The 12,620-nt window shown below is 65.1% G+C and carries 12 protein-coding genes; 6 read left to right on the plus strand and 6 right to left on the minus strand.

Going from position 1 to position 12,620, the window contains the following annotated elements; all coding sequences use genetic code 11:
* Position 1 precedes the first annotated feature (1 nt).
* The 3 genes from E5162_RS01165 to E5162_RS01175 all read right to left on the minus strand — a co-directional run bounded on the left by E5162_RS01165 (position 2) and on the right by E5162_RS01175 (position 1,959).
* Positions 2-418 (minus strand): SufE family protein, encoded by a 417-nt coding sequence (locus E5162_RS01165; protein WP_135943121.1) that lies wholly within the window; start codon positions 416-418, stop codon positions 2-4.
* Positions 419-474: 56 nt separating this feature from the next.
* Positions 475-711, minus strand: a complete 237-nt coding sequence (locus E5162_RS01170; RefSeq protein WP_135943122.1) for a hypothetical protein — start codon at positions 709-711, stop codon at positions 475-477.
* A 213-nt stretch (positions 712-924) separates the two neighbouring features.
* The gene (locus E5162_RS01175; protein WP_135943123.1) at positions 925-1,959 is read right to left on the minus strand and encodes a hypothetical protein; all 1,035 of its coding nucleotides are present in this window, start codon (positions 1,957-1,959) and stop codon (positions 925-927) included.
* Positions 1,960-2,118: 159 nt separating this feature from the next.
* Here E5162_RS01175 and E5162_RS01180 point away from each other — a divergent pair, with 159 nt between their 5' ends.
* Complete coding sequence (locus E5162_RS01180; protein ID WP_135943124.1) at positions 2,119-3,897, plus strand: sensor histidine kinase; 1,779 nt, start codon at positions 2,119-2,121, stop codon at positions 3,895-3,897.
* A 3-nt stretch (positions 3,898-3,900) separates the two neighbouring features.
* On the opposite strand, the gene E5162_RS01185 is transcribed toward E5162_RS01180, so the two are convergent.
* Both E5162_RS01185 and E5162_RS01190 read right to left on the minus strand, forming a co-directional pair.
* Entirely contained in the window at positions 3,901-4,815 is a 915-nt protein-coding gene (locus E5162_RS01185) for a hypothetical protein (protein ID WP_135943125.1), read from the minus strand.
* A 17-nt stretch (positions 4,816-4,832) separates the two neighbouring features.
* Entirely contained in the window at positions 4,833-6,407 is a 1,575-nt protein-coding gene (locus tag E5162_RS01190; RefSeq protein ID WP_135943126.1) for a hypothetical protein, read from the minus strand.
* 56 nt (positions 6,408-6,463) lie between these two features.
* Here E5162_RS01190 and E5162_RS01195 point away from each other — a divergent pair, with 56 nt between their 5' ends.
* The 5 genes from E5162_RS01195 to E5162_RS01215 all read left to right on the plus strand — a co-directional run bounded on the left by E5162_RS01195 (position 6,464) and on the right by E5162_RS01215 (position 11,491).
* Positions 6,464-6,802 (plus strand): DUF1491 family protein, encoded by a 339-nt coding sequence (locus E5162_RS01195; RefSeq protein WP_135943127.1) that lies wholly within the window; start codon positions 6,464-6,466, stop codon positions 6,800-6,802.
* 41 nt (positions 6,803-6,843) lie between these two features.
* Positions 6,844-7,275, plus strand: coding sequence for a hypothetical protein (locus E5162_RS01200; protein ID WP_135943128.1), 432 nt, complete (start codon positions 6,844-6,846; stop codon positions 7,273-7,275).
* 259 nt (positions 7,276-7,534) lie between these two features.
* Positions 7,535-9,136, plus strand: coding sequence for a peptide chain release factor 3 (locus tag E5162_RS01205; RefSeq protein WP_135943129.1), 1,602 nt, complete (start codon positions 7,535-7,537; stop codon positions 9,134-9,136).
* Positions 9,133-10,383: a mechanosensitive ion channel family protein gene (locus tag E5162_RS01210; protein WP_135943130.1), complete on the plus strand. Its 1,251-nt coding sequence runs from the start codon at positions 9,133-9,135 to the stop codon at positions 10,381-10,383. The genes E5162_RS01205 and E5162_RS01210 overlap by 4 nt, the downstream gene beginning before the upstream one ends.
* A gap of 85 nt (positions 10,384-10,468) precedes the next feature.
* Positions 10,469-11,491: a Vgb family protein gene (locus E5162_RS01215; protein ID WP_135943131.1), complete on the plus strand. Its 1,023-nt coding sequence runs from the start codon at positions 10,469-10,471 to the stop codon at positions 11,489-11,491.
* Here the strand turns inward: E5162_RS01215 and E5162_RS01220 are convergent.
* The gene (locus E5162_RS01220) at positions 11,488-12,570 is read right to left on the minus strand and encodes a DUF2336 domain-containing protein (RefSeq protein ID WP_135943132.1); all 1,083 of its coding nucleotides are present in this window, start codon (positions 12,568-12,570) and stop codon (positions 11,488-11,490) included. The genes E5162_RS01215 and E5162_RS01220 overlap by 4 nt on opposite strands.
* Positions 12,571-12,620: the final 50 nt, after the last annotated feature.

Here is a 12,620-nt window from a genome sequence, read left to right on the forward strand (position 1 = left end):
GTCAGGCCGCCGCCTGCGCCTCGGCGCGGATGCGCTGGACCATGGACGCCAGACCGTTGGAGCGTTGGGGCGACAGGTGCTCGGCCAGGCCGATACGGCCCAGCACGGCTTTGGGATCGATGGAAAGTGCGTCCTGCGGGCTGCGGCCGGAATAGAGCCGCTCCATCAGGGCGACCAAGCCCTTGACGATATGCGCGTCGCTGTCGCCGCGCACGATGAGGCGGCCATCCTGATCGTCCAGCACCAGCCAGACCTGACTTACGCAGCCCTTGACCTTGTTGGCGTCGCAATACTCGGTCTCGCCAAGCGGTGCGAGAGCCTGACCCATCTCGATCAGATAGCGGTAGCGCTGTTCCCAGTCGTCCATCAGGTCGAACTCGTCGACCAGGGCGTCAATGTCGGATTCAAGCTGTGTCATACCCGTCAGTTAGCGATCGCGGGGGTGGCGGGCAAGGGCCCCCTTGCGGGGCGCGCCTAGTCGTTGGGCGCACGCTGGCTGGCAGCCCAGCTTTCTACGCGATTCACCGCGATGTCGCCGACCAGGCCGGCAAAGCTGCCGAGCTGCGCCGTGACCGTGCAGACCTCCCCATACTCGCCGCACACACGCGAGCTGGTATCTTCGGACGCCGCGATGACGCCCTCGATGGTCTGGTGGCCGGGCGCTTCCACGGCCGACAGGATCAGACCCTTCATCGGGCTGTTTTCAGCCATGTGAAAGCTCGGGGGCGTGAACGCCGCCACGACCAAAATCCAGAATGCCGCTCGAAGACAGAAAAGCATTGGGGTGCCTCGATCTATTCGCTTCGGTTCTAGAAGCAATATCGAGGCTAGCTTGGTTCCCGGATTTTTCCATTGATTCCGGGCGATCTGGTAAACAGACGGCTAATATTGATACGGCGTTAAGCTAGACTTCAAACTTCTGTTTCAATTCGGCACAATTCTGGCCGTTGTCAGACAGTCCGCGACCTCGTCGAGCGCGTGCTCGGCGATGCAGAAGGCATCTTCATATTTGAAATGGCCGGCGGCAACGCACTGCTGAAGGTTCAGCTTCGCCCACTGGATGCAACGCTCCACGGCCGGATTGGAGAGAAGCTGGTCCATATAGGTGAGATCGCCCCCCTCGATCGCCTGAAGCGCGGCGACGACCAGAATCTGACCCACGCGGCGCTCGTCCGGCTCGAGCTGGCGCTCGCCGACTGTCACCTCAAGCGCCGATAGCGTGATCGGGCCCGTGGTATCGGTGGCGACGTCATCGCCGAATAGAGATGAAGCGGAGCCCATGCGCCGTGCGGTGGGTGCCTGCGTGTCCGGCAGGGTCGCCGGGCCCGGGCCGGCTCCGGACAGGCTGAAATCGGTGGCCAGGCGGCTGGACGCACTCTCAATTGCGGCCAGGCGGTCCTGCCGGTCGCGCGCGCGGCGTTGTGCCCAGGCTTCGGTCTGAAGATTGTAGGCGGCCTGGCGGTAGCGCATGCCGACATCGTTGATGCGGGCCACGTCCTCGCCCACCGTCGTGTTGACCGAGTCCGCGGCCAGGTCTGCGCCCATGAAGCCGGTTACATAGAGCGGGTCTTCCATGAGCGCGCGGGCGGCCACGTCCGTACCGTAATAGTCGGCGACGGCCCGGACCTCGTCGATGAATTGCGGGTTCTGGGCGGCGACGAGCGCAGTGTAGGCGATCTGCGCATCCACGAGCCGGTCGCCGCTATAATAGGCCGCCAGCGTATCCATCGTGGTGTCCAGATCCTCGCCCGACAGCAGCTCGCGCTGCCCGGCCGCATTCACCTGGGAGTGGTAAGCCGCATAGGTGGAGGCGGTGTCCCGGAGTTCGCCGCTCTCGTCCGGTGCGGTCCGATCTGGTGCACTCAGCACCGGGCCTTCAGGCATCTGCCCCGGCTCAGGCGTCTCCTGGGTCTGCTGGGTCAGTGACAACGTCGCCGCGAATACAAACGCCCCGATCATTCGAGCCGCTCCTTTTTGATGCTGGGAAGCAGAAAAGATACTGCCCGTAATCGGGCGAACTTCCAAGTATGACAAAGCTGTCAGGCTGAGATTCAATAATTGTTAATGCGCGAAGCAGAGTTTGGAGTGGTGAATCAAAAGTGAGTCGGAATCTCCTTGATGGGTCAAACCCTTCGCCTAGCCCGATACCTGGACCGGATAGCCGGACGCGCCGTGCACGCCCTGTGGCTGGGTGCTGTGCTCGCGGCGGGTTTCCAGGTCCTGGCCGACCGGGGCGTCAGCCCGGCTGCGCTGGCGCTTTTCGCGCTCGCCGCCCTGCCAGGACTGGCCGGGTTGCAGCTGGCATCCGCACGCGCCCTCTCGCGCCGGGCAAGCCGGTTTATCATGGCACTGGCCTGGGTGCTGCCGGCGCTGGCCGCGACGGCGGCGCTGGGTGGTCCCCTGACTTTCGCTGCTCTGGTCTTTCTCGCCGGTCCCGCGGCCATGGCGGCCAGCGGGCGTCAGGGCGATGCTGCACTGTCCTGGACGCTGAACGCCATTGCATTTTCCGGATTGGCCATGCTCCAGCTTCTCGGCCCGGCTCCAGACGCCACAATCCTCGCGTCCGGCTCCGTCATTCTGGCCCTCGCCGGTTTCCTGGCGGTGTGCGGACTTGTGGCCAGCGCCCGGTACGCAGCGCGTCTGAACGCCGCGCGCACCGAGGTCTCCCGCCTGCGTCCTGCCGCCAGCGCCTTTCTGGATGCGCCCGGTCCGCTGCTGGCGGTCGACCGCGATGGCGTGATGACGGCCGCCTCGCGCGCGGTGCATCGCCTCATCCCGGGCGTGCCGCGTGATCTGACCGGCTTGCCGCTTGAAGGTCTGGCTTTCGACGACGGCGATCGTCTGGCCATCCGCGATGGCCTGCAGAGCGTGGACGCAGATGCAGGCGTGCAAGGTTTCGACTTTGCCGTTCGCGGAAACCAGGGCCGTGCCCGGACCGTGCATGCCGTTCAGGCGCGCAGTGCAGACGGCCTGGTTCTCAGCCTGGTTGACGGTGAGGCGGTGACCGGTCAGGCGCAGGCCGCGCCGGAGAGTCACGCGGCCGATCACGCCGAGATCGAACGTATCCGCGCCGAGCGCGACGAGGCGATTGCGGCCAGCCGGGCGAAATCGGAATTTCTGGCAGCGGTCAGTCATGAGCTGCGCACGCCTCTTAACGCCATCATCGGCTTCTCCGATGTCATGAAGCAGCGCCTGTTCGGCCCGCTGCCAGCCCGCTACGCCGAATATGGCGATCTGATCCACGAAAGCGGCATCCACCTGCTCGACCTGATCGGCGATGTGCTGGACATGTCCAAGATTGAGGCCGACCGCTACGAGCTGGTCACCGACCGCTTCGACGCGCGCGACGTCGTGGAGACCTGTGCGAAGATGCTGCGCCTGCGCGCCGAAGATCAGGGCCTGACCCTCTCGACAGACGCCGGCAGCGATGCGCTGGAGGTTGATGCCGACCGCAAGGCGGTGCGCCAGATCCTCCTCAACCTGATTTCCAACGCCGTGAAGTTCACGCCCGAGGGTGGCGCGGTCGCTGTAATGGCACGCGCACAAGGCGACGAGCTTGTCCTTGCTGTCGGCGATAGCGGTGTCGGCATGGGCGCAGACGAGCTGCGCGCCCTTGGCGGCCAGTACACCCAGACCCGCTCCTCGCTGACCAGCGATGAGCGCGGTTCGGGCCTTGGCCTGTCGCTGGTACGGTCGCTGGCCGAGATGCATGGCGGTCGCATGACCGTCCAGAGCGTCAAGGGCGAGGGGACAACCGTCACGATCCGCCTGCCGGTGCTCGTCGATGCGCGCGGCGATGTCGAAACGTTCGAGCCGCTCGCCGTGCATGAACAGATCCGCCGTGCGCAGAGCGCGGGCGATGTCATTTCGCAGGCTGCAAACAGCGGCGCCGCCTGATCCCTAGCGCGATGCGGTGATGGACTCGTAGGGCACGCTGGCAAAATCCAGCGCGGCCTGAAGCTGGCCTGCCTCCACCCAGACACGGTCGATGACGCGGCCGCGATTGTCGACAAGCTCGATGGCCGCCGCTTCCTCCGGCTCCAGTCCGGCCAGCGCGGTCAGCGCGCTTTCGGGGAATCGGAAGCCGTAGGCCTCGGGCAAATCGTTGCCGCGTTCGCCCGCATTCAGCACCCGCGCCTGCGCCGGATCGATGCGCCCGGACGCGAAGATTCTCCGCTCGGCATGGGACGGCGCGCTGTAGCGGGCCAGCTCTTCACCGTCTGGCAGGGCGTAGAGCCCGCCCAGCGTGCGGTCATAGACCTCGGCGCGCTTGGCCGTATCGCGCAGGACCAGCATTGCGCTGACCGCGTCCGATTGGCCTTCCAGCACGACCGCCGGCTCGACCTGGCGCGTCTCGTCGCGCGGACCGGAAAGAACCGCCCGGCCGAAATGCCCGCCGTCGATCTTTTGTACCAGCGGCCAGTGCACGAAATCGTATTCGGTCCGGTCGGCGGTCCAGCGATGGCGGGGGCCTTCGAAACTCAGGGAGGGCTGGCGCGCATAGCCGGCATAGGCGCTGCGATAATCCTCGGCGAGCGCGGTGACGCCCTCGCTGGAACAGTCTGCCAGCTGCCGGTCGGTGCGCACGCGCGCGAGGGCCGCGTCGATGTCACCGCCATCATAGCCGGCCCGGCGCAGATCCCGCCGTGCCTGGCTCAGGCCCGATTGCAGCGCGGTACGCTGGTTCTCATCGAACAGGTCGCAGGCTTCATCGGCGGCAATGGCGCGCGCGCGACCGATAAAGGTCGCCTCAAGCGCGGCGCCCCCGGAGGGATCGCTGGCACCGAGAACAAGGGCGAGAGAGCTGACGGACATCCACATGTCCGTCAGTCTTACACACGTCGGCTTGCTGACCGGTTTACAGCGCTGCCGCTCAGCAGCAGCAACATCGCCAGAGAGAACGCGCCCAGCGCCACGTAGCGATCATTGTCGCGCAGGAAGACGACGAAGGCTTCACGCGAAAAGGCGGGGCCGGTGGTGGGACCGAAGGCCGTTACGGCCGAGGCGTCCCACAGGACCGCCTGGCCTTCCATGCCGTTCCACAGGGAAGACCGGGCCAGGCGCCGGGCCGCGCGGGCAAAGTCGGCCCCGTCCGGCGAGGTGATGATGGCCACGGTCTGTCCGGACGTGTCTTCATAGATAGCGGCGATCCCGGCGATCTCGGCCAGCGGGCCGACCGTGTCGTCGGCATAGGCGGTCGAGCCGAAATGGCGGCGCTGGCGCGGCAGGCGCGCGCGTGCCGCATCCGTGGCCGCGCGCATTTCTGCAGGAGCCGCGGCGAGCAGGCGGCTGTCCATGGTGGACAGCGGGCCAAGCACCATCCGGTGATGGCTCGCCGGCGCGGCGTCGATGTCCTCGCCGAACCAGCCATAAATCCAGGCCGAGCCCGAGGCGATGGCCGCACGGCCCACGACGGCCAGGGCAGCCAGTCGCGCCTGCGGATCGGTATCGGTGAAGACGACGGCGGTGGCGATGCCCTGCTCCGCGCCGAAAGGAGCGCCGAACCCCGCCAGGGTCTCCAGATCCGCATTGGCGCCCGTTGTTTCAAAGCCGGTGTCGCGGACCAGGCGCGCGGCGGAGAGTGCCTGCGCGGCGCCGAAGCGGCGATCCTGGCCATCCATGGAGCGCGCGGCGAACAGGCGCGCGGCCGCAATCAGGGCAGCGGAATCGGTGGCGCTGAGCTGGATTTCGTCTTCGCCGGTCAGGGTTACGGCCGGCGTCGCGGCGGCCGGGTCGGCGACCGCGCGAACGGTCAGTTCCGCGACACTGCGTTCGCTGACCAGAATCGGGGCCTCACCCATACGCAGCGCGAGCCCCTGGGCCGTAAGGGCCGAAACGGGGACAGCCTGCGTCCCGGCCTGACCGGCATCGATGAAGATGCGGCGCGGCGCGGCGAAGTCGGCGCCCAGGGCGGCCTCGACATCGGAAAGGCTGGAATAACCCGCTGCCGGGGCAACGGAAACGCGCAGCCGGCTGGCTTCGGCATCGATGACCCAGCCGTCCTCGCCAGCCGCGTCGAAGTTCAGGTTCAACGTATTTCTTCCCTCGCGCAGCGAGTCAGCGTAAAGCGCAAAGCGGGCCTCGAAATTTTCCGGCTGCGGAGCGAGGGTGACGCTGCGGCCGCGATTGACCGAGACCTGCAGGCGCCCGCCGGACTGAGGGCTGACCGGGCGCGCGACAAGGACGAGTTCGACCGCCTCGGCCCGGGCGCCAGGCGCGATGTCGAAGCTGATACGGGCAAGGCCGGACGTCTCGTTCAGCGTCACGCTGCTTTGTGCGGCCAGGGAGCTGAGGGCGTGTTCCTCCGAGCGGGCGGCACGCAAGTCCTCCGCGTGAGCAATTGCGGACAGCGACAGACAGGCGCAAGCCAACGCCACGACGCACGTCAGAACAAAGCGTATCGACATGAAACATTCCCCTCTGGTTAGGACTTTATTAAGCAATTGCTTTGCCATCAAGCCGAATGAATGAACTGAAGACGCAATTCTGGGTCGACGCCCTGCGCTGGCGTGCCGAGGGGGCGGGCGCGTCGGTCTATGTCGCCCAGCGCGGCGATCCGGATGCCGGAGCGGTTCTGGTCAAGGTGTCCATGCCCGACCGCACGGCGCATCTGTTTGTGCCGGTTACAGATTTTTCAGGTCAGCGTGTGTGGAGCCAGCCGTTGGGCGAGGGGCCTCTGGCCGAGGTCCGCGCGGACGACTACGCCCGGCGCCGGCTGGAGGACGACCCCGACCTGTGGGTCGTCGAGGTCGAGGACCGTTATGGTCGACATTTCCTTACCGAGCCGCTTGAGAAGTCTTAACGCGCATCCGGCAATACTGGGCCGACCTGAAACGAATTCGAATGATCGGCACGGACGGCACATTCATGCTCTTCCTGTTTAACGAAGTGGTTTTCGACGTCGCAGAGCCCCGGGCGACAGCCCTGGCCGCACGGAGCCCGCTCAGCGAGGCCCAGCTTTTCAATCTGGGCGTCGCCAAGACCATCAAGCTGTTGCGCGAGACCATTTTCGACGATCCGGACCTGGCACAGAACCGGCCGGACAAGGCCCATTTCCTGGCCGCGATGCTGGCCTGGAAGACGGGTGAGGCGAACGCGGTTCTCGCTGTGCGGCCGACCGCCGCCCGTGGTCCCCAGGACGTTCAGGTGCGTCTGGCCGCCGTCTCCCTGGTCACGCTTGTCCAGCTGCGCGAGCTGCAGCAGGGCGGCAAGCTGACCCCGCGCGCCACCAACAGCGCCGTCTGGGATCACGCCCCTCAGAGAATGCAGGCGTAGGCGGGCGGAATCCCCGGGACTTCACGCTTATCCCTGCCCTTGCCAGGTGCGCATATACTCTCCCGATCCGCGCTCTTTCTCACCGTCCACGCACTCGTCCGGCCTCGAAGCGGTGGCGAGGGTCTGTGATAGTCGTGATAGGAGTAGGAGTCGCCTGGCCGGCCTTTGAGCGCGGACTCTCACTCCCCGTCCGGCTTGCCCTTTCAGGCTTGCTCGGCTAGTCCGCACGGTCAGACCCGAAAACCTTCCAGGACCCTTCATGACCGATGCGGCTAACGGCGCGGAATGGGCGCGCCGGCGGACATTCGCCATCATCTCCCACCCGGACGCGGGCAAGACCACGCTGACGGAAAACATCCTCCTCGCCGCCGGGGCGATCCGGCTCGCCGGTCAGGTCAAGGCGCGCGGTCAGAACCGGCGCACGCAATCGGACTGGATGAAGATCGAGCGCGAGCGGGGCATTTCGGTCAGCGCCTCGGTCATGACCTATGAATACAAGGGTCTGTTGTTCAACCTGCTTGACACGCCGGGCCACGAGGACTTCTCCGAGGACACCTACCGCACGCTCACCGCGGCCGACAGCGCCATCATGGTCCTGGATGCGGCCAAAGGCGTGGAGCCGCGCACGCTGAAACTGGTCGAGGTCTGCCGCCTGCGCGACATTCCGATCCTGACCTTCATCAACAAGATGGACCGCGAGGCGCTCGACCCGTCCGAATTGCTCGACGACATCCAGGACAAGCTGGCGCTCGATGCCGCGCCGATGCAGTGGCCCTCCGGCTCGGGCCAGCGCTTTAAAGGGGTCGCCGACCTGCAGACCGGGCAATTCATCCGGTATGAGCGCCCCGGCGATGACGCCGACCCGGAAAAGGCGTCAGATCGTCTCGCGCTGACACCGGACGCGCTGAACGAGATCATGTCGCCGGCCGAGACCGAGGAAATCACCGAAGGCGTCGAGCTGGCGCGCGAGGTCTGTGTCGATTTCAATGCGCGAAGCTATCGCGAGGGCCATCTCACCCCGGTCTATTTCGGTTCGGCGCTGCGCCAGTTCGGCGTGCGCGAGCTGCTCGACGCGCTGGTCCAGGTGGCACCTGGACCCGAGGCCCAGCCCGCGGTCGGCGGGTCCAAGCCGGAGCTGGAGCCCGGTGACAAGGAAGTGGCCGGCTTCGTGTTCAAGATCCAGGCGAACATGGATCCCAATCACCGCGACCGCGTGGCGTTCATGCGGCTGTGCTCGGGCACGTTCAAGCGCGGCATGAAGCTGAAGACCGACGCGGGCAAGACGATGACGGTGTCCAACCCGATCCTGTTCTTCGCCCAGGACCGCGAGATCGCCGACAATGCCTATGCCGGCGACGTGATCGGCATCCCGAACCATGGGGTTCTGCGCGTCGGCGACACGCTCTCGGAAAGCGGCAAGTGGCAGGTCGCCGGAATACCGAATTTCGCCCCGGAGATGCTGCGCCGGGCGAGGTTGAAGGATCCGCTCAAGGCCAAGCACCTGAAGAAGGCGCTGGAAAGCCTGGCCGAGGAGGGCGTGACCCAGCTCTTCCGCCTGCAGGTCGGCGGGGATTTCATCGTGGGTGCGGTCGGCGCGCTGCAGATCGACGTAATGGCCGAACGCGTCGCCGCCGAGTACGGCATCGACGTCATCTTCGAGCCTGCCCCGTACGATACGGCGCGCTGGATCACCGGGCCGGACGACAAGCTTGAAGCCTTTATCGATCGTCACAAGTCGGCGATAGCCGAAGACATCGACGGGGCGCTGGTCTTCATGGCCAAGTCGGCCTGGGAGATTTCCTACAGCCAGGAAAAATACCCTGATATCGAGTTTCTGAAAGCCAAGGAGCGGCGCGGATGAGTGCGCAGTCCGGCGTTTTCCGCCAGGTCGTCGAAACGGCCCGCAATCTGTGGGGCGAGGTCGCCTTTGTCTGGGATACGAGCTTTCTCGGGCTGAATGTCGGCGACGCGCTGGTCGCGCTTCTCGTCATCATGATCGCATTTGCGGTGCGGGGTCTGTTCACCCGCGTGCTCAATGTGATCTTGAAGAACCGGGTCGAGCAGACCCAGACCCTGCTGGACGACAAGGTCCTGGCCGCGATCTCGAACCCGCTGCGCCTGATACCGATCATCGTCGGGGTTTATATCGCCGTGCAGATTGTCGGGCTGCAAGGGCCCGATGGGGCCGGGCCAGGGACGCGTCTGGTCCAGTCCCTTATCGCCGTGGCCATATTCTGGGCGCTGCACAATGCGGTCCTGCCCGTCAGCTATCTGCTGACCGGACTTCGCAATCTGCTGACGCCGGTTCTGGTCGACTGGCTCGCCAAGGCACTGCGTATCCTGTTCGTGGTCGTGGGTATTGGCGCGGTGCTGGAGATCTGGGGCATCCCGGTGGCGCCGATCGTCGCGGGCCTAGGCCTGCTGGGCGTCGCCGTGGGCCTGGGTGCGCAGGATCTGTTCCGCAATCTCATCGCGGGCCTTCTGGTTCTCACCGAGAAGCGCTTTCTCCCCGGCGAGTGGATCCTCGTCGACGGCATCGTCGAAGGCCATGTGGAGAAGATCAATTTCCGCTCGACCCTGGTACGCCGGTTCGACAAGAGCCCGGTTTACGTGCCGAACTCCTTCCTGGCCGACAATGCCGTCACGAACTTCACACGCATGACCCATCGCCGGATCAAATGGTCCATCGGCGTTGAGTACAAGACGACGACCGAGCAGCTGAAATACATCCGCGATCACGTGCTCGATTATATCCTGACCAATGACGATTTTGCCGACCCGCCGGAAGTGTCGACCTTCATGCACGTGGACAGCTTCGGCGCGTCGTCCATCGATTTCCTGCTCTATTGCTTCACCCACACCACGAGCTGGGGCGAGTGGCTGCGGGTCAAGGAGGAGCTGGCCTTTGCGGTCAAGCGTATTGTCGAGGAAGAGGCCGGGACTGCGTTCGCCTTCCCGTCGACCACTATCTACATGGATGAAGGCACGGAGGTTTTCGTTCCGCCGAGCGTGCGCAAGCATGTCGGCCGGGACAGTGCGCTGCCCGACATGCGCGGACGCGAAACCCCCAGCGAGGCCGGGGACGAGCCGGACAACGACTCCGACTAGGCCGGGCTCAATCCTGGATCGAGGTGACGCAGAACGGTCTTTCGTGGCACACTCTGCGCCATTCACGAGCTGACAGGAGATCGCCATGCGTCTCACCGCCCTTGCCGCCTTGCCCGTCCTGGCCGCGCCCGCTGTCGCGCAGGACTTTGCCACCGAAGCCGGTGACGGCACGATCGTCATCGAAGAATGGACGGTACCCTACGAGACGTCGCGTCCGCGCGATCCTTACACCGTGGACGGAGACACGATCTGGTTTGTCGGCCAGGTTACCGACTATATCGCCTCGTTCGATGTGAGTGAGGCCGAATTCTCCAAGGTCGACCTGCAGGACGGCGACGGCCCGCATAACCTGATCGTCGAACCGGACGGCCAGGCAGTCTGGTACGCGGCCAATCGCGCCGCTCATGTCGGACGTTACGATGTCGAGACGGGCGAGTTCGAACGGGTGATGATGCCTGATGGCCATCCGGAAGATCCCCACACGATGATCTTCGACGCGCAGGGCGATATCTGGTTCACCGGCCAGGGCGCCAACACGGTCAGCAAGCTCGACGTATCAGAACGCACAGTGGAGACCCTCGAAGTCCCGACGCCCGATGCGCGCCCCTATGGAATCAAGATCGCAGAGGACGGTACGGTCTGGGTCGTGCTTCTTGGCACGAACAAGCTGGCCAGCATCGATCCCGGGACGATGGCTCTGACCGAACATGAGCTGCCGCGCGAGGAGAGCCGGCCCCGCCGTCTGGCCATCACCGATGACGGGCGCATCTGGTACACCGACTACGCAGGATCGCGCGTTGGCGTATTCGATCCGGCCACGCAAGAGGTCAACGACTGGCTGACGCCTTCGGGAGAGGGCTCGCGCCCCTATGGCATGGCGCGCGACGGCGAAGGCCGCCTCTGGCTGGTGGAAACTGGTGTTCAGCCCAACGCCTTCGTCGGCTTTGATCCCGAGACTGAAGCCTTCGTGTCCAATACCGAAGTCCCGTCGGGCGGCGGCACGGTGCGCCATATGGAGTATTATGCGCCGGACGGAGTGATCTGGTTCGGCGCCGATACCAATACGATCGGACGCGCGATCGTCGAACCGGCGCGGTTTGACGACTAGGCGGCTGCGTCGCGGCGCATCCGCATGAAGCGAAGGGCGCGCCCGGCCGCTTCTTCCGTCAGCGCGTCGTAGAGCTCTCCCAGCTTGCGCGAGCCGGTGAAGGGGTCTGCTTTTGTGTCCTCGCGCAACACGGCGAGCGTCACGAAGAGCGGCTTTTCGATCCGGGCCGCTTTGCAGATCAGCGCAAGCCCGTCGACGCTGGGGTGCTCGAGCGCGCGTCTGGCGGCGAAATAGTCGACGCCGGACAGTTCGGCAAAGCCGACGCAGAACGCCGTCCTCTGCTTGTCGCGCAACAGGCTTGCCAGAAACGATCCGTTGAGCTGGCCGCGCATCTTCTTGCGGATGATCATGTTGCGCGCCTTGACGATGTCCTGGTCTTCTTCCAGGCGCGCTTGCAGACGCTTCTTGGATGCCGCAAGGGCAGCCTCGACCACTTCGGGGTCGAGGCCTTCGAACCGGCGGGTGATCGTTTCGCGCAGATTGGTTTCGACGACGCTCATCAGATCGTTGAGCAGGTCGATCGGCGTGTCTTCGCGCTTGGCCAGGGGGGCTTGCAGTTCAGGATTTGCCTCGGCGCGCTGCGCCACGGTCTCGAAGGTCGAGCGGGACAGTTTCGCCCCCTCGTTCGAGACCAGACTGGCCACCGTGGTATCGTCGCCACGTTCGACAATGGCGTTGGACACCGGCTCAGGCACTGTGTCGCGAACCGAGATGGCGCGCATGTGATCCTGGCCTGTCTCATGAACGATGCTGACCAGGTCGTCCTCACTGAGAACCGATGACCGCTGCAGGATCGGCGCGGCCACCGAAATCGCATCGCGAGCCAGCTGAAGAATGAGGCCCCGGGGCGCCCCGTCGAAATCGGCAAACTTGTTGGCGATTTCGGCGCGGGCATCCAGCTCTGTCTGTGTGGCTATGGCGCTCAGTATCTCGTCGAACTGGCGCTGAAGGGGGGTGTCGCTCAACGGGGGTTCGTCGAAGAAGAGATCGGTCACCTCGCGCAGCAAATCACGGCGGCGTTGCGATGATCGCTCGCGTGCCAAGGCATTGAGCTTATCGAGTCTCGTTTCGATCGTCATGAATCACCCGACCCGGCCAGAACGTCTTGAGGATGCGACTTTCCGGTAAA

It is taken from the genome of Marinicauda pacifica (assembly GCF_004793635.1).
Taxonomy (GTDB): domain Bacteria; phylum Pseudomonadota; class Alphaproteobacteria; order Caulobacterales; family Maricaulaceae; genus Marinicauda; species Marinicauda pacifica.